Genomic DNA, 18541 nt, shown 5'->3' with positions numbered 1-18541 from the left:
TGACTTTGCGGGACGGCTCTTTTTTAATGACTCGTAAGGCGCTTGAGTACAATAGTGGCTTTTCGTGAAATTAATTGGCTCTCGCATGAGACAAATAGCCAATTAGTTCGATTTCGTGCAACTAAACCGCATGTAGGGCGCGTGCTGGTGGAAATGACGCGATTTAGTTCGACGATATGCATCTATTTGAACACTCTAGATGCTGGTGCTGGAATTAGTTCGACCAAATGAAACTATTGAGGACTAAGTGGTGGTGACGGTGGCGGTGGCGGCAAATCGCTCGAAGGGACTGGAGAATGCGATAAGCAGACCATACTTGACGAAAACGTACGCAAAACGGACATTTGCACCTGCCAAAAAGGGGCAACTGTACCTAAAAACGAGCAACTGTACCTTCCTTGGCGACCCTGCTGCCCGTTATGATCAGCGGTATAGAAAGCGCTGTCATTTCATCGCGGCAAGTGACTTAGGGAGGGATCGTTCTGAAGGAACAACTAGCTTTACACACAAATGAAGGCGCTATCGGGCGAAGCAAGAAGCGAGGGCTGCTGGAGGAAGCGGGCAGAAGCATAAAGAAGCATTGGCAACTTTATCTGATTGTTGTGCCCCCGCTGCTGTTTTTTCTTATCTTCAAGTATTACCCGATGATCAATACGGTGCTCGCCTTCAAAGATTACAACGTAATTAAGGGTATTTGGGGCAGCCCGTGGGTTGGGATGAAAAACTTCAATTTGTTTTTCGATAATCCGATGTTTTGGCCGCTCGTCAAAAATACGCTGCTTATCAGTGGATATTTGCTGCTGGCGGGTTTTCCGATTCCGATTTTGCTCGCATTAATGCTGAACGAGGTGCGAAGCGGACGGTTCAAGAAGATCGTGCAAATGGTATCCTTCGCGCCGTATTTCATTTCGACGGTCGTTATGGTTTCCATCATCATGCTGTTTCTGTCGCCGAGGCTCGGCTTCGTCAATATTGCGATGAACGGGCTTGGATTGGATTCGATCAATTTTCTTGGCGAACCGGAAATGTTCCGCTCCATCTACGTATGGTCGGACATTTGGCAGACGGCAGGGTACACGGCGGTCATCTATTTGGCGGCATTGGCCGGCATCGATCCGACCTTGTATGAAGCGGCCAAGGTCGACGGAGCATCCAGGTTCCAAAAAATCGTCCACGTCGATCTTCCGGGCATTCTGCCTACCATTATGATCGTTCTTATCTTGAACGTAGGCAGCGTCATGGCGATCGGCTTCGAGAAAATCTATCTGCTGCAAAATCCGCTCAATCTCGTGAATTCGGAAATCATCGCGACTTACGTGTACAGCGTTGGCTTGCTGAACGCCAACTACAGCTTCGCGACGGCCGTTGGTTTGTTCAATTCCGTCATTAATCTCATTCTGCTTACGACGGTGAACAGCTTAGCCAAGCGGTTCTCGAACACGAGCATCTGGTAAGGAAAGGGGAGCATAAGCGCCATGTCAGCCATTAGAACCAATCATAAAATCAAGGATTCGGCCGGGGACAAATTGTTCCTATTCATCATCTATGCCATTCTGTGTCTCGTGCTCGTCGCGGTTCTTTATCCGCTTATCTATATCGTCAGCAGCTCTATCAGCAGTCCGGCGGCCGTCACATCCGGCAAAGTGTGGTTGTGGCCGGTAGACATCTCGCTGGAAGGCTTCAAGGTGCTGTTCCAAACGAAGCAGGTGGTGTCCGGTTACGGCAACTCGATCTTCTATACGGGAGCGGGTACGCTCATCAGCGTCGCTTTAACCATCATGATCGCCTATCCGTTGTCCCGCAAAACGTTTTTCGGACGGAACGCCCTTATGATGCTCATTACGTTCACGCTGCTGTTCAGCGGCGGTCTCATTCCGACGTACATGGTCGTCAAGGAAGTTGGTCTCATCGATTCCAGATGGGCGCTGCTCATTCCGAATGCGATCTGGGTATGGCAGGTCATTATCGCAAGATCCTTCTTCCAGTCCTCGATCCCAGACGAGTTGTTCGAGGCGAGCGAGATAGATGGCTGCAGTGATTTGCGCTTCCTGCGGAGTATCGTTGTTCCGTTATCCATGCCGATCATTGCCGTTCTCGTGCTTATGTACGCCGTCGGCCAGTGGAATGCGTATTTCGATGCGTTAATCTACTTGAAAACCGCAGACAAATTCCCTCTGCAGCTCATTTTGCGAAGCATCATTATTCAGAACAACAGCGCCGCGGGATTGAACGATGCCATGAAGCAGGTTGAGCGGCAGCAGCTTGCAGAGCTGCTCAAGTATTCGCTCATCGTCGTGGCAACGCTGCCCGTGCTGGTCATCTACCCGTTCGTTCAGCGCTACTTCGTGCAAGGGATGATGGTAGGTTCGGTAAAAGGTTAAGCAAATTTTGCTTTGATCAACTTTTAAGGAGGTGGGGCTTATATCCAATTGCACGTCTTGCTTCGCGTTCGCGTTAAGACAATCATCCATTTATTAAAAAGGGAGCGATACCATTGAAAAAGAGAATCGCGGGTTTGTTCGCCATCGTTTTGTCGGTAAGCTTGGTGCTTGCCGCATGCTCGTCCAACAATAATCAACCGAGTAACAACGCCACGACGCCGCCTAAGGAGTCGGGAGAAACCGGTGAGAAGCCAGCTGCTCCGGTAGAGATTAGCGTGTTTGCCGTGCAGGACCAAAGCATCGATCTGCCAACGAACAAATTCACTCAGCATGTGCAGGACATGTTCAACATGAAGCTGAACTTCGAGGTCATCCCGTCCGACGGCGCGAAGGAGAAACGTCAAATCTCGCTAGCGAGCGGCGACTACCCGGATGCCTACATTCTTACGGGTTACGTGGATCAGTTCACGCAGACGGACGTCTTGAAGTACGGAAAGCAAGGCGTTATCGTGCCGCTTAACGATCTGATCGACGAATATGCGCCGAATATCAAAGCGGCTATGGAATCGAATGCCGATCTGAAGGCGTTTAATACGGCGCCTGACGGCAACATCTACGGTCTCGTGGCTTATTCGCAATGTTTCCACTGTTCGTATCCGAATAAGCTATGGCTGAACACTTCATGGCTGGAGAAGCTGAACCTGGAGATGCCTACGACGCCTGATCAATTCCGCGATGTGCTGCGCGCGTTCAAGAACGATGATCCGAACGGAAACGGCGCGAAGGACGAAGTTCCGCTCAGCGGCTCGACCGAGGACTTCGGCGTAAGGATTCTTCCGTTCCTCATGAACGGCTTCGTCTACAATGACGACCGGAACTACTTGAACCTGACAAACGGTAAAGTGGAGTCCGCTGCCACTAAGGAAGAGTGGAAACAAGGACTCGCCTACGCTAAGTCCCTGTATGACGAAGGCTTGATCGATCCGGGCGCATTCACCCAAAACGCGGAAGCGTTCAAAAAAATCGGCGAAAACGCGGACACGCAAATTCTCGGCGCCGGCGCGGGCATGCATCCCGCCATCTTCGTCAATATCGACAAGGGCAATAAATATTCGGCCGACTACAATCCGCTTCCTCCGCTTACGGGCCCGAACGGCGCATCGTTCGCGACGCATGACGGCGGCGGCGTGGCGCCTGGCGCGAAGTTCGTCATTACGAACAAAGCGAGCAAAGAAGCGCAAATCGCACTCATTAAGCTTGTCGACTACATGTTCACATGGGAAGGTCAGACGAATGCGGCATCCGGTATGGAAGGCATCGATTGGGAGCGTCCGGGTCCTGACGACGTAGCGCTGGGCGAAGGCGTCAAAGCAATGATCAAGCCGATCCCTGCGGCTGAAGGGGAAGCGCCGCGCAATGCCGGCTGGAGCGGCATGGGCCACTTCTATATGCCTTCCGAGTACCGCGACAGCTTCGTGCAAGGAACCGACATTTACGATTCCAACGCTTACGAGCGTCGTCTCTACCAAGCGACGCTGCTTTACCAAGGCCATGAGCCTAAGGAGCTGTTCCCGCTCTGGTCGGTATGGGTTGATCCCGCGGAAGCCGACGAAGCGAGCATTCTTCAGACGAACCTTCGCAAATACGTAGAGCAGAGCGCGTTGCAATTCGTTACTGGCAACAAGGATCTGACCAAAGATTGGGACGCTTATGTCAAAGGATTGAAGGATCTGAAAGTAGACCGTTACTTGGAAATTTTGCAAAAAGCATACGACGCCTCGAATAAATAACGAAAAGCATGAATTAGCAGAAAGCCTGGATATACAACGATCCGGGCTTTCTGCTCTACTTTAACGTTAAAGGGGATGAATGAAGTGGGTAAGTCGATGAGAAAATGGCAGATGTCTTTCCTTGCTTTCGTATTGCTTGCGGTGCAGTTCGCGTATGTGCCTCCTGCAACAAACGTAGCCGAAGCTGCGGACAACGGCCTCGGACTAAAGCCGTACATGGGCTGGAGCAGCTTCAGCATGCAGGTGTACAGCGGGAACAGCAGCATTATATCCGCCGCCCAGATCAAAGCGCAATCCGATGCGATGCATACGCTCCTGCAGCCATATGGCTACGAGTACATCAACATTGACGCTGGCTGGAACGGAAGCATGGATGGATACGGACGCCCGATTCCAAGCACGACGCATTATCCGAACGGCTTCCAGGAAGTGATCGACTACGTTCATGCGAACGATCAGAAGATCGGCATCTACGGCATTCCGGGCTTGTCGCCGCAAGCTTACGAGGACGATCTGCCCATCTACGGCGCTCCGGGCTGTTCGATGCAGGATATCGCCGCTCAGCCGCTTGCGCAGGCGGACTATTGGAATCTCGGCTACAAGATCGATTTCTCGAACCCTTGCGCCCAGAGCTACATTAACTCCATCGCGGATTTGTATGCCGAATGGGGCATCGACTTTCTCAAATTCGACAGCGTGACGCCGGGATCGGGCATCTCCGACCTGTCGCTGGACGCGCGCGACGACGTGGCCGCATGGTCGGCTGCGCTTGCGCCGCACGGCATATGGCTGGAGCTGTCGTGGGCACTGGACATCAACTACATAGACACCTGGAAGCAGTATGCCAACGGCTGGCGCGTTGACTGGGATATTGAATGCTACTGCGGTACGGCAGGGCTTACGAGCTGGAGCAGCATCGCAAGACTATTCCCGAAAGCAGAGCAATGGTGGCCGCACGGCAAGCCGGGCGGCTGGAACGACTTCGACTCGCTCAACGTTGGCAACGGGGCGATGGACGGCATTACGCAAGACGAGCGCAAGACGGCCATGACGCTGTGGGCGATGTCCGCCGCGCCGCTCTATATCGGCAACGATATGACGAATTTGGACAGCTACGGCCTTGAGCTGCTTACGAACGAGGAGGTCATCGCGGTCAACCAGAACGGCCGCCCGACTCGTCCGCTGTCGACCGAGACCGATCAGCAGGTCTGGTATGCCAATAACGGAGACGGCAGCTTTACGGTTGCTTTATTCAATTTGGACGATGCGGCCGCAACGGTGGAGGTCGACTGGAGCGACATCGGATTATCAGGCCCAGCATCGGTCCGCGATCTGTGGAGCAAGTCGGAGCTTGGAAATTTCAACAATAGCTTTAGCTCGGCGAATTTGGCTGCCCATGGCTCTCGTTTGCTTAAAGTGACGCCGCAAGGCGGGACGGTTAGCGCCAATGACGACGATCACGGCTTCACCTACGAAGGGGCTTGGAGCAAGAACGGAGGTTACGAGGAAACGGGAGGCAAGCAAAACCTGCTTGTGTCCGTGTCCGACTCCCGCGTTCAGAACAGTCTCATCGAACCAAGCTCGGTGAAGTTCAACAAGAAGCCTGCCGCTAGGGCCGACATTCCGATTTCGTTGACGCTTAACGGCAATACGTTAAGCAGTGTTTCGAACGGGAGCGCGGCTCTATCGAACGGGACTGATTACACAGTGTCCGGCTCGACTTTGACGATCAAGAAGGAGTATGCCGCCGGACTTCCCCTAGGGGAGACGAAGCTGACCGTAGGCTTCAGCGCCGGTTTGGCACAGACGTTGTCGATCACGGTCAGCGATACGACGGACGGCGTCATCGTGAACTTGAACGACGATGATTCGGCAATCGCCTATACCGGCTCGTGGCATCGCAGCTGGAATCGCGGGTTAGGCGATTACGGCGATGACGTCCACTTTACGGAGGCGAACGGCGATTATTTCGAATACGAGTTCACCGGCACGGGCATCGAGTTGATCACGGAGAAACACGACTCGCAGGGCGAAATCGATATTTACTTGGACGGGGTTTTCCAAGAAACCGTCGACACTTACGATTCGAACAGGCTTGCCCAGCAAACGGTGTATGCCGTTAACGGCTTGACGGATGGCGTCCACACGTTGAAAGCAGTGAAGAAATCGGGCATCTTCATGCTGCTGGATAAGCTGAAGGTGATCAAGCCGGATCTGATTCTCCCTGCCGAAGGCAGCTTTAACAAGAAGACTGCGCTGCAAAGGGACGTAACGGTCGAGCTTACGCCCGGCGGTCCGGCTTTATCAGGCATCGCGAACGGCGGAACGGCGCTCGTATCGGGAACGGACTACACCGTTTCGGGGAGCGAGGTAACGATTAAGAAAGAATACCTGGCCGCGGAGCCGGAAGGCACGACTAGGCTTGTCTTCTCTTTCGCCGGAAGCGAAACGGCGATGCTGACGATCGCAGTTATAGATACAACAAGACAAATCCTCTCGCTTAACGACAATGATTCGGCCATATCGTATAGTGGCGCGTGGGGGTATAGCTGGAGCCGCGGGCTTGGCGATTACAACGATGACGTTCATTACACGGAGGCGAACGGCGATTATTTCGAATATGAATTTACCGGTTCCAGTATTGAATACGTCACGGAGAAAGATTCCTCGCAAGGGGAAGTGGACATCTATTTAGATGGCGTATTCCAAGAAACGGTCGATACTTACCATTCGAGCCGACTTGCAAGGCAAACCGTTTATTCGGCGGCCGATCTGCCGGAAGGCGCGCATACGCTGAAAGCGGTGAAAAAATCGGGCAGTTACATGCTGCTCGACGAATTGAAGGTGACGTCGGCATCGCAGGTGCTGCAAAGCTCGATCAGCCCTACGACGGTAAGCTTCGACCAGCAAGTATCGGAACAGGACGAACCGACCGTTACGCTTACGCTGAACGGCAACTTGCTTACCGAAGTAACGAACGGCGCAACGTTGTTGACCGAAGGGGCGGATTACGAGGTATCCGGCAATCAATTAACGCTGAAGCGGGGCTACTTGGCGGGGCTTGATATCGGCATGGCGAATTTGACGCTCTCCTTTACGGAAGGGTCCCCGCAAGATCTGGCCGTCGCGGTACGCGATACGTCTAGAGGCCGGTTCGTCTCGGTGAACGACGCGGACGCGGGCATTGCGTATTCGGGAGCATGGCAGCATAGCAGAAATCGGGCATTCGGTGACTTTAAAGACGATGTCCATTTCGCCGAAACGAACGGCGCGTTCTTCGAATATACGTTCCATGGCACGGGCATCGAGCTGTTGACAGAAATGGATACGTCGCAAGGGGACGTCGACATTTATGTAGACGGCCAGTTCCAACAGACGGTAAGCGCGTATCGCGGCAGCAGGGTTGCTCAGGAACCGCTGTACGTCATCGCAGACTTGCCGGACGGCGTCCATACGCTCAAGGCAGTGAAGCAATCGGGTTCGTATATGCTGCTCGATCAATTGCGGGTACAGAAGGCGTCGCGGTTAACGCCGGATAAGGACATTTTCGATAAAAACCTTCCCGAGAAGGAAGACGTAGTCGTTACGCTGGCAGTCGACGCAAGCAATTTGATCGGCATTTCGAACGGCGGATACAACCTGAAGCCGAACAAGGATTACAAGCTGTCTGGAAATCAGTTAACCGTGAAGAAGCAATACTTGGCAACACTGCCTGCAGGTACCGCGGCACTGACGCTCTCTTTCAAATCCGATTACCGGCAGGATGTGCAATACTCGGAATCGAACGGCGATTTCTTCGAGTATTCCTTTATCGGAGAAGGCGTGTCACTGATCGGACCAAAAGGGCCTCAGCAGGGCAATATCGATATCTATGTGGACGGCGTCTTTGTTCAGACGGTCAGCGCTTATCATGCCAGCCGATTGACGGGAAAAACGATTTTTAACCTAAACGGTTTGGCTAACGGACCGCATACGATCAAAGGAGTTAAAGCTTCAGGCGGCGTGATGCTGGTGGATCAAATCAAATACAAGGTTGACTAGCGCAGTCAAGAGATGAAGGACCGGGTTCTCGGGGCTTGAAGAGAGCTCGGTCCTTTACCGTATTACACATAGGGAAGCATGAGGACTGCAAACGGAATCGATAAGGAAGTGATGCGCATGAGGTTTACGAATAAAGTCGTGCTCGTCACGGGCGGCGCTTCGGGCATCGGCGAGGTCAGCGCGGAGCTGTTCGCGGGAGAAGGGGCATGCGTAGTCATTGCCGACCGGAACGGGGAAGAAGCGATCCGACTCGCCAATGAGCTTACCGGCAAATATCCCTCAGCAACCGGGCTTGCCAGAGCAGTACCGATACGAACCGACGTGTCGCGAGAAGCGGACGTGATCAGCTTGCTTGAGCAAGTACGGCAACTATGCGGCCGATTAGACGTGCTTTACAATAACGCCTCGATCATTATGCCGAAGCGGATCGAGGACATCGAGAGTGAAGATTTCGACCGATTGATCGCTGTGAATCTGAAAAGCGTTTACTTGATGATCAAGCATGCATTGCCTCTGCTGCGCGCATCCAAGGGAACGATCGTGAATATGGCTTCGCTCAACGGATTGACGGGCCAGCGCAACAATCCGATCTACGCCGCTACGAAAGGCGGCATCATCGCGCTGACGAAGTCGCTTGCGCTCGACCTTGCGGCTGACGGCATTCGGGTTAACGCCATATGTCCGGCGGGCGTCTCGACGCCGCTATTGGAAGCATGGACCGCGCAGCAGGAAGATCCGGCGGCAACGATTCGACTTCTGAACGATATGCATGCTCTCGGTCGCCCGGCTGCGCCGGCGGAAGTAGCGCAAGCGGTAATGTTTCTGGCTTCCGAGCAAGCCTCATTTATAACAGGCGTCGCGCTGCCGGTAGAGGGCGGCGCTTCACTCGGCTATTAATCCATTAAGGGAGCGTATGATATGAAAATAACAAAGGTAGAAACGTTTATCCTGCATGTTCCGATCGATCCGCCTATTACGGACGCCATTAATGTGGCTACGCATTGGGGGCTGTCAGGCGTACGTATTTTCACCGATGAGGGATTTGTCGGATATGGTTACACAGGGACCTGCGCTCATGGCGATTCTATGATTGTGGATACGATCGACCGTTACTATGCACCGGAGTTGATCGGCAAAGACCCGTTCATGGTCAAAGAAATATGGGATACGCTGCGTTACGGCAAAATGCATTGGATCGGACGCGCTGGCATCACCCATATGGCGCTTGCTGCCGTCGATATCGCGTTGTGGGATATTATGGCGAAGGCGTCCAATAAACCGCTGTGGCAATATCTCGGCGGGCATAAGAGCAAAGGGATCAAAGCGTATAATACGAACGGCGGCTGGCTGAATTGGTCGAAGGACCGCTTGCTGAAGGATGTTACGGAAATCGTGGAGCAAGGCTTTACCGGAGTGAAGATCAAGGTGGGCAAGCCCGATCCGCATGAAGACTACGACCGCGTGAAGGCCGTGCGCGCGGCGATTGGCGACCAAGTCAACTTTATGATCGACGTGAACCAGCAATGGAATATCAATACGGCGATGACGTGGGGAAAAAGGTTGGAGGAGTTTCATTTGTTTTGGCTGGAGGAGCCTCTGAATCCAGACGACATTGCCGGCCATAAGAAGCTTGCAGATGCATTGAACGTTCCGATCGCGCTCGGTGAGCATGTTTATTCGAAATATGCGTTCCGCGACTATATTCATCAAGGGGCGGTAGAGTATTGCCAGGTGGACGTGACTCGGGTTGCCGGCATAACGGAATGGATTCAGGTAGCCGGACTTGCCGCATCGTATGACGTGCCGATATGCCCGCACGTTGGCGATATGGGTCAAATCCATCAGCATTTGGTGGCGGCTACGCAAGGGGCGATCATGCTCGAGTATATTCCATGGATCCGAACGATCTTTGTGGAGCCGGCAACGGTTAAGGACGGCCATTACATTTTGCCGGAAATGCCGGGGGCATCGACGGAAATCATCCCCCGATATTTTGATCAATTCAGGATTAGATAGCGCTTGGACTATTCAACGTATAATATAAGAGTTAACGCCGTATTGCATGATGGGTTGCTCGCGGTGCGTTGACGGTGAGCTTATGGAAAGCTGCTTAACATACTAAGGAGCGAAGGGGCAAACAACCAAAATGAAGGTCGTGGCGATTAATCAAGAGGGACAATACAGACTTGGGGTAAAACGGAGCGACGGCATTATCGATATTTTATCCGCCCTCGAGCGCTTGCCGGATTCCGAGGTTCCGACGTCAATCATGGACGTTATAGCCGGAGGCGAGAGCGCAGTGGAAAGCTTGAACAGCTATGTGGAGCTTTTGCTCCAATCGCCAGATCACGGGAATGACTTGCTGCTTCGCGAAGAGGAGGTCCAATTCGGCCCCTGCGTGCCGGCTCCGAACAAAATCATTTGCGTGGGGCTTAATTACAGGCAGCATGCGATTGAAACGAATGCGGCCATTCCGGAATTTCCGATTCTGTTCAATAAGTTCAATAATACGCTGACGGGCCATCTTCAAGACGTCGTATTGCCGGAACAGGTGACGAGCCAAGTCGATTATGAGGCGGAACTCGTTATCGTCATCGGCCGTACAGCCAAAAACGTCGGCAAGGAGCAAGCGCTTGACCATGTATTCGGCTACTGTTGCGCCAATGATTTATCCGCTCGCGAGCTGCAGATGAGAACCTCGCAGTGGCTGCTCGGCAAAAGCTGCGATGGTTTCAGTCCGCTTGGACCTTATTTGGTTACAAAGGATGAGATCGCTGATCCGAACGCGTTGGTTATCAAATGCTTCGTGAATGGGGACGAGCGCCAGCATTCGAATACATCGGATATGATTTTCCATTGCGATGAGGTCGTCAGCTATATTTCCCGGCATATGACGCTTGTACCTGGCGATATCATATTAACGGGGACACCGGAAGGCGTCGTGCTCGGTTATCCGGTCGACAAGCGCGTATATTTAAAGCCCGGCGACATCGTAACGATTGAGATCGAAGGTTTGGGTCAATTAACGAATCGTATGGTAAGCGAGGCATAATGGCGGTAATACCCCCTATCGAAGTTGTAGGGGGTATTTGCCTATGACTTCATACATGGGCGACGTGTTCAGATGAGTGCGCATAAGAACAAAATGGTCAACTAACCATCGTTCCGATGAGCGAAAGCTGGAGAAAGCCGTCACATCCAAGCTGCCCTCGCCGGCAAACGTTCTGGCCAGCGTAATATGCGGCTTGTAAGAACGCTCCTCCGGAACAAATCCGAGCGGACTCGTTTTCTTCACGACCTCACCGTGCAGAGCGGTCAATTGTGAAAGGTCGCCGTCAACGGCTGCCCATAATACCCTTGGCGCTACGGGAGGTCCGAACGTCCCGACTTCGGCGAGATGTAATTCGAAGGTTGGATAGTGAATGTCTGCTAACGCAATGTTGAGATCCTCAAGCTTATCGGCCGGCAGTTCTCCGAGAAACTGAAGCGTTATATGGTAATCGTCAGGATGCGTCCATTTGCGAAATGGAAGACTTCCTTTATTTTGCTGGACCCATCGTTTCAACTGATCCTTTATTTGAATCGGCAAAGGCAGTGCTATAAATAAACGGATATTTTCCGCATGAGGCTTACTCATGATCAATTCCCCTTCCGATCTTAGGATACGAAAATAGTGTAGCCTAACTTCTCAGAGCACAAACAACCACTTCGACTGAAGTGGTTGTTCGTTTCTTTGCTCTACGATCCTAGCTGGTGGTAAAATAAGCTTGTCGTTCATTAAAGGTTGAGAGAGGATGTTGCGCCAGATGACATTACCCAATGAAGGAATAAAAGCGATTCAATTAACGATGGATGCCAATGGTACGCCGTTTGTGGTGTATCCGACTCTGCTATGGGATGATCAGGATGTCATTCTCGTAGATACAGGGCTGCACGGTCAGTTAGAGCTTATCCGCGAGCTGTTGGAGCAGCAGTCTTTTCCGTTCAACAAATTAACTAAAATCATCATTACGCACCAAGATCGCGACCATATCGGCAGCCTATCTGATCTTGTGCAAGCTTCAGAGGGCGCTGTTCAAGTACTGGCTCATGAAGATGCGGTACCTTACTTGGCTGGTGAGATTCCACTTATTAAAAGCAAAATCATCGTTTCATCGCCTGTGAAAGTGGACGTTAGGCTACAAGACGACGATATCCTTCCTTACGCCGGCGGCATTCAAGTCATACACACGCCCGGCCATACGCCGGATCATATATCGCTCTACCATATGCCTAGCAAAACCTTAATAGCAGGGGATGCCTTAACGTCCCGAGACGGCGTTCTCCAGTCTTTCGATCTGAAGTTCACGCTTGATCATCAGCTGGCAACGAAGTCCGTAGCTAAGTTTCAAGAGCTAGCGATCGATACGGTCATCACGTATCATGGCGGCGTGTGCACAGATCATATCGCCGATCGGCTGAGTGAAATCTTAGAAGCTGGGCAATAAACGATGTAATTCTAGACTAAACATTCACTTCTGCGCAAAAGACAGACCTCTTGCTTGGAGAGCTTCATTCAGTATTCGAATCCCTTTAGCACCTACGCCATGCAGTTTGAGGATGTCTTCCTCCGTAACCTTAGTAAACTGCTCAAGCTTAAAATAACCAGCCTGAGCGAGCGCACGAGTAGCTGGGCTGCTGATCTTAGGTAAATCAGTTTGTTGCGCAGATTTGTCGAATGTTTCCATCGTATCTCTCCTTATTTAGAACTACTCCTGCTGCATCTCGATTACTTTGGAACCGCTGCGCATGAGCAGCTTGAATTCTCTAGGCGAGCAGCCGTTATGCCGCTTGAACAGCTTGTAGAATTGGGCCATGTTGGTGATGCCGACCTCGCAGCTCACATCCATAATATTAAGATCGCTTGTCAGCAGAAGCAATTCGGCTTTCTTGATTCGTTTGTAATTGACGTATTCCACGAAGGAAAGCCCCATCGTTTTTTTGAAATATTTGATGAAATAATGATAACTCAGATTCAGCAAAGCGCATACTTCCTCTACGCTGATTTTCTCATCGAGATGCGTGTCAATATAGTCAAGAACGGGCCTGAAGCGGACTAAGTCCGTTTCCTCCGTATCCTTTAATACGCCTCGGCTATCGTTTCTTAACATGAGCAGTAAGAGACGCTTGATGGCAGCGCTTACGGCAATTTCATAACCTCTCGAGCGCTGCTGCGATTCATGGAAAATATCCATGATGAAGTCATGCGCTTCCTGCTTGGCGGCGTCGTTGCTATTGAAAATGTAGTTCAGATTATCCAGCGGTTCCGTATGCTCCGAGAAGCAGGATAAATACGGCATCGTGCTCTGGTCAAAATGTTTGCCAAGATCGATCTGGAACACAATATAGTGATGGTCGTCGGCGTTGGGCTTGTGCGTTCGATGAGGCTGTGAGGCTCCGAGCACCATAACGTCACCCGGTTCAAGGACAACGTAATTGTGCTTGCTTTGGACGCCTAAGTTTCCTTTCAATATCGCTAGAAATTCGACTTCTTTATGATTATGCCAGGGTTGGTTCTCCACCGGGCTGTAATGGCTAGCATTCGAGCTGATTTCCCATATTTTCAGAAACAGCAGCGGGTTCTGGTAGATGACCTCTTCGTTAATCGCTTCGGCATTCGTGTCCATATATGACATGATGGATGAGCACCTCCTAAAGTTTTGCGGAACGAGAGTGGAACAAAACTCGCATCGGAAGCATCCGCTTTAAGAAGAAGTATAACATTTTTGAATACAAAAGAGGCATGATTAAGCATTTCCATGATGGGCCGCGTTTTCTATACTGGGAGTAATAATAACATTAACAAAAAGGAGAGTTCTTCTACATGGTTAAAGTAACGGTATGGAATGAAAATCGTCATGAGAAACAAAATCCGCTTGTCGGCGAAATATATCCTGAGGGCATACATGGCACAATCGCATCCTTTTTGAAGGAGGCTGGATATGAAGCTGGCACAGCTACTTTGGATGAGCCTGAGCACGGTTTAACGGATGAGGTATTGAATAATACAGAAGTACTCATATGGTGGGGACATCTTGCCCACGATCAAGTACAAGACGAGATCGTACAGAAGGTTCGCCAGCGCGTACTGGATGGGATGGGGCTGATCGTCCTTCACTCGGGCCATTTCTCCAAAATCTTCAAAGTGCTGATGGGGACGAGCTGCGATCTGAAATGGCGCGAAGCCGATGAGAAGGAGCGCCTATGGGTCGTGGCGCCAAGTCATCCGATCGCGGAAGGCATCGGGGAATACATCGAGCTCGAGAAGGAAGAAATGTACGGCGAGCACTTCGATATTCCTGCACCGGACGAGCTAATCTTCACTAGCTGGTTCGAAGGCGGCGAAATTTTCCGCAGCGGATGCACGTTCAACCGCGGAAACGGCAAAGTATTCTACTTCAGACCGGGCCATGAAACGTATCCGACTTATTACAACAAAGACGTTCAACGCGTCATTACGAACGCCGTGAAATGGGCTAAGCCTGTAGAGCGCCAGCGTCCTGTATATGGCAATGCGAAACCGCTTGAGACTATATCGCCTAAATAAAGCAAGGAGACGCCGGAACGTGGATACGTTCCTGGCGTCTTTTTATATGTATAATTGTTGTAGGTACAGTCTAGTTTTACTATCCTGAAAGGAGCTAGTTATGCTGCCGCAAGTCGTTCAATCAATCATGAGTAAGTTATGTAGTGGTTTCGGTGAAGACTATTCGATCATTGATTCCGTCTATCTTTACGGTTCGGTTGCATTAGGAGACTTTATTGAAGGCTCCAGCGATATCGATTTCATTGCTATTTTACGAGAACCTCCAAAATTGTCTGATATAGAAATGATCACCGCAGCTCATAAAGCGGTTGAAATCGATTTTCCGCAGACTGACATTATGGGGGCTTACCTGCTTGCGAGCGATCTAGGAAAACCGCCCACTGAGTTAACTCCTTTACTAACCTACTATAATAAACAAGTGCATTCAAACGGTTATGGTTCCGATATCAATCCAATTACGTGGTGGGTTCTCAAAAATCATGGCATTAAGGTGTATGGTTCGGACCATTCCTTTCATTATGATGTAGCAACGGAAATTTTGGTCAGATACGTAATTGATAATTTAAATACGTACTGGAGTAGCTGGATCAATCGATTAGAAGAGATTTCGACTACGCAATTGGATGAAGCTGTTGAATGGTGTACGCTAGGCATGCTGCGGCAGCTATATACATTGAAAGAGCATGGTATAAAAAGCAAGGTTGAGGCGGGGTATTATGGAATGAAAGTTATTCCGCAACAGTGGCATGGGCTGATACACGAAGCCATCAACATAAAGAGGGGGCTTCCCGATCGTTATTATTATTCGGATGAACAGCGATTGGCCGACCTAGCGGCATTACTTCGTTATATTCATCTAGAGGCGAATCGTGTATTTGAAGAGTGGAATGATTTGTCGCATGAATGAAAAATGAATAAATTTTGCTGTCAATGGGGATTTACTATACGTATATGGATGACTAAAACCTACTAGTCTATTAAGGAGTCGCGTATGGCAGTTGACAGGAGCAAGACATCATTATTTCCAAAATCGAACGGACCGTATAGCGGTCTGTTTTTTATTGCCGGGTATGATGAAACGAATCAAAGCTTTATTGCAGCGCTGCAAGAGAATACGAACATCGTTGAAGTTGGATCATTCGGTTACGGGTTTAGTCCAGAGGAGAAACAAACGCTCATTCAGACGATTATGGCGAATCGAATCGACGTAGGGAATAACGGTGTGATTCGGATAAAGCCAAGCATTTGCGTAGAGCTGCAGTTCGAATCGATGCTGAACGATCGATTGACGCTGCCGATCTTCCGCGCATTTCGCCTATCCGCCGACTGGTCCGAATGCACTTGGAACAAGCTCATTATTGATAATGCTGCCGTTCGTAGCAAAGTGAAGCTAACCAATCCTACAAAATGGTTATGGCCGGATGCTCGCATCGACAAAGAAGAGTATGTCGCGTATTTGGTTCGGATTTCTTCTTTGATGCTGCCTTTTTTGCGCAATCGGACACTGACGACGATACGGTATCCTCATGGGGTGCCTGGGGAATCTTTTTATCAGAAAAATCGTCCCGATTACGCCCCCGACTTTGTCCGAAGCCATGTCGAAGGTGACATCGATTATATCGTATGCGATGATCTAACAACTCTGTTGTGGCTGGGCAATCAAGCTGCGATTGAATTCCACATTCCCTTTCATACGATCGGAAGGGAGCATCCCATCGATATTGTGTTCGATCTGGACCCGCCCAGCAAGGACAAGCTGTCACTCGCCGTGAAAGCGGCCTTAGAGATGAAAGCGGCATTCGATGGGTTCGGAATCGTAAGTTATCCCAAATTAACGGGTGGCAAAGGGATGCAGATCCATATCCCGCTTGGCCCAGGCTCTCGTCTAACTTATGAGGATACGAGAGTGTTTACGCAGTTTGTTGCGCAGTATGTTACGGAGAAGCACCCGGCAGACTTCACGACGGAACGGTTAAAGAAAAACCGCGGAAATCGGCTTTACGTCGATTTTGTCCAGCATGCCCCAGGAAAGACGATGGTATGTCCATACTCTCCGAGAGGAAGTATCCAAGCGACGGTGGCAGCGCCATTGTATTGGAATGAAGTGAATGGGCGGCTTAATGCGGAGGCGTTCACGCTTCGCACAGTGTTGGACAGACTTGCAGATAAGGCATGTCCGATGCTTGATTTCTGGCAGCAGGACAATTCGAGTGTGCTGACACAGCTCATTATGCGGTTAAAAGAGACCGGAGTATCCTAACTCGAAACCTGTTCGAGAAGGTGATCAGCGAATATGAAAGACCGCAAGAAAACAATATTTTTGGTTAATATACCTACATTACTAGCGGATTTAGAGAGCTATAATGTGCCTATGACAACTACACCTCATAGGAAAGAAGGTTAATTATATGTTGGTTTCAAATAAGCAACAAGATTGGCTGCAAGAAGTCATCGATAAGATTACGGCCAAGATGGATTGGGTCAGCGAGAAATCGAAACATAAAATTCCGTACACGACCGTTAACGGTACGCATGACGATAGAGGTGTCGATAATCCATCCGGGGCGGATGCAGACGGCATCAACTGGTGGACGAATGGCTTCTGGGGCGGCATGATGTGGCTGATGCACCATGAGACGGGCAATGAGAAATACAAGGAAATCGCGCAAATCTCCGAAGTGAAGCTGGATCAATGCTTTGAGGATTATTATGGTCTGCATCATGATGTCGGCTTCATGTGGCTGCCGACTAGCGTAGCCAACTATAAAGTAACGCAGAACGCCGATTCCCGCAGAAGAGCGCTTCACGCAGCCAACCTGTTGGCTGGCCGCTTCAATCTGGCGGGAGGATTCATCCGCGCGTGGAACGATCTGAACGAAGGCGATACGAGAGGTTGGGCAATCATCGATTGTATGTTCAATATTCCGTTGCTGTACTGGGCAACCGAGGAAACGGGCGATCCCCGTTACAAGCAGATTGCCATGAGACATGCGGACACGGCAATGACGGCTTTCGTCAGACCGGACGGTTCGGTGAACCATATCGTTGAGTTCGATCCTTTCAATGGCGGTGTCGTTAAGACTTACGGCGGGCAAGGCTACGAGGAAGGTTCATCCTGGACGAGAGGCCAGACTTGGGCGCTGTACGGCTTCATGATGAGTTATATCCATACCGGCAAAGAGGAATATTTGCATACGGCTAAGCGAATCGCACACTACTTCATAGCGAATATTCCGGCAGACGGCGTCATTCCGGTCGACTTCAGACAGCCAGCCGTACCGAGGCTGGAGGATGATACGGCTGCTGCGATTGCCGCTTGCGGACTGATTGAGATCGCGAAGGCGGTGGGGCAATATGAGCAAGGCGTCTATCTGGATACGGCAGTCAAGCTTCTAAAGACGCTCGAATCGCGAATCGACTGGACGGTGGCATCGGATAGTTTGGTGCAGAAGGGGTCAGCAGCTTATTACGCCAAAGCGCATCACGAGCCGATTATTTACGGAGACTATTATTTCATGGAAGCGATCTTTAAGCTGAAGGGCAATGACTTGTATTTGTGGTAAAGCACATCTTGAAATAATTATAATCATACATGTAGACGACACTTCGCTGTGTCGTCTATTTTTTCTATACAAAATCAAAATATAATCCATCACATTCCGAATATGGTTAATGGTTTGAAGTCCCGTTATCCTGTAAAGTTATAGGTATTGGAAGTCAATCATTCAGCTGAAATGCTTATA

General features: G+C 50.5%; 15 protein-coding genes. 12 read left to right on the top strand and 3 right to left on the bottom strand.

The features are described from left to right. Window positions 1–644: 644 nt before the first annotated feature. The 7 genes from V8F51_RS25965 to V8F51_RS25935 all read left to right on the top strand — a co-directional run bounded on the left by V8F51_RS25965 (window position 645) and on the right by V8F51_RS25935 (window position 11264). Window positions 645–1454: an ABC transporter permease gene (locus V8F51_RS25965; protein WP_442956491.1), complete on the top strand. Its 810-nt coding sequence runs from the start codon at window positions 645–647 to the stop codon at window positions 1452–1454. Between the two features lie 21 nt (window positions 1455–1475). Then, complete coding sequence (locus V8F51_RS25960; RefSeq protein ID WP_337103403.1) at window positions 1476–2381, top strand: carbohydrate ABC transporter permease; 906 nt, start codon at window positions 1476–1478, stop codon at window positions 2379–2381. Window positions 2382–2494: 113 nt separating this feature from the next. Beyond that, window positions 2495–4171, top strand: coding sequence for an extracellular solute-binding protein (locus tag V8F51_RS25955; protein WP_337103402.1), 1677 nt, complete (start codon window positions 2495–2497; stop codon window positions 4169–4171). Window positions 4172–4267: 96 nt separating this feature from the next. After that, window positions 4268–8212 carry a X2-like carbohydrate binding domain-containing protein gene (locus tag V8F51_RS25950; RefSeq protein ID WP_337103401.1) on the top strand — a complete coding sequence of 1315 codons (3945 nt, stop codon included), beginning with the start codon at window positions 4268–4270 and terminating at the stop codon, window positions 8210–8212. 117 nt (window positions 8213–8329) lie between these two features. Next, on the top strand, window positions 8330–9109 hold the full coding sequence (locus V8F51_RS25945; protein ID WP_337103400.1) for an SDR family NAD(P)-dependent oxidoreductase: 780 nt from the start codon (window positions 8330–8332) through the stop codon (window positions 9107–9109). A 21-nt stretch (window positions 9110–9130) separates the two neighbouring features. Continuing rightward, window positions 9131–10228 carry a mandelate racemase/muconate lactonizing enzyme family protein gene (locus V8F51_RS25940; RefSeq protein WP_337103399.1) on the top strand — a complete coding sequence of 366 codons (1098 nt, stop codon included), beginning with the start codon at window positions 9131–9133 and terminating at the stop codon, window positions 10226–10228. A 130-nt stretch (window positions 10229–10358) separates the two neighbouring features. After that, on the top strand, window positions 10359–11264 hold the full coding sequence (locus V8F51_RS25935) for a fumarylacetoacetate hydrolase family protein (protein ID WP_337103398.1): 906 nt from the start codon (window positions 10359–10361) through the stop codon (window positions 11262–11264). Between the two features lie 15 nt (window positions 11265–11279). Here V8F51_RS25935 and thpR read toward each other — a convergent pair whose 3' ends face one another. After that, window positions 11280–11849, bottom strand: coding sequence for an RNA 2',3'-cyclic phosphodiesterase (gene thpR, locus V8F51_RS25930; RefSeq protein ID WP_337103397.1), 570 nt, complete (start codon window positions 11847–11849; stop codon window positions 11280–11282). Window positions 11850–12018: 169 nt separating this feature from the next. Here thpR and V8F51_RS25925 point away from each other — a divergent pair, with 169 nt between their 5' ends. Continuing rightward, window positions 12019–12699 carry an MBL fold metallo-hydrolase gene (locus V8F51_RS25925; RefSeq protein WP_337103396.1) on the top strand — a complete coding sequence of 227 codons (681 nt, stop codon included), beginning with the start codon at window positions 12019–12021 and terminating at the stop codon, window positions 12697–12699. A gap of 24 nt (window positions 12700–12723) precedes the next feature. On the opposite strand, the gene V8F51_RS25920 is transcribed toward V8F51_RS25925, so the two are convergent. Continuing rightward, window positions 12724–12939 carry a DNA-binding protein gene (locus tag V8F51_RS25920; RefSeq protein ID WP_337103395.1) on the bottom strand — a complete coding sequence of 72 codons (216 nt, stop codon included), beginning with the start codon at window positions 12937–12939 and terminating at the stop codon, window positions 12724–12726. A 21-nt stretch (window positions 12940–12960) separates the two neighbouring features. Next, window positions 12961–13887 (bottom strand): AraC family transcriptional regulator, encoded by a 927-nt coding sequence (locus V8F51_RS25915; protein ID WP_337103394.1) that lies wholly within the window; start codon window positions 13885–13887, stop codon window positions 12961–12963. A gap of 188 nt (window positions 13888–14075) precedes the next feature. Between V8F51_RS25915 and V8F51_RS25910 the strand changes: the two genes are divergently transcribed. The 4 genes from V8F51_RS25910 (at window position 14076) to V8F51_RS25895 (ending at window position 18361) form a co-directional block, all read left to right on the top strand. Further along, on the top strand, window positions 14076–14798 hold the full coding sequence (locus V8F51_RS25910) for a ThuA domain-containing protein (RefSeq protein ID WP_337103393.1): 723 nt from the start codon (window positions 14076–14078) through the stop codon (window positions 14796–14798). A 100-nt stretch (window positions 14799–14898) separates the two neighbouring features. Continuing rightward, window positions 14899–15705, top strand: a complete 807-nt coding sequence (locus V8F51_RS25905) for a nucleotidyltransferase domain-containing protein (RefSeq protein ID WP_337103392.1) — start codon at window positions 14899–14901, stop codon at window positions 15703–15705. A gap of 84 nt (window positions 15706–15789) precedes the next feature. Beyond that, entirely contained in the window at window positions 15790–17058 is a 1269-nt protein-coding gene (ligD, locus tag V8F51_RS25900) for a DNA ligase D (protein ID WP_337103391.1), read from the top strand. Window positions 17059–17206: 148 nt separating this feature from the next. Beyond that, on the top strand, window positions 17207–18361 hold the full coding sequence (locus V8F51_RS25895) for a glycosyl hydrolase family 88 (protein ID WP_337103390.1): 1155 nt from the start codon (window positions 17207–17209) through the stop codon (window positions 18359–18361). Window positions 18362–18541: the final 180 nt, after the last annotated feature.

The organism is Paenibacillus sp. YIM B09110, from assembly GCF_037167145.1.
GTDB lineage: Bacteria > Bacillota > Bacilli > Paenibacillales > Paenibacillaceae > Pristimantibacillus.
Note: the sequence above shows the minus strand (reverse complement) of the source record. Positions and strands in the feature narration are given on the sequence as shown.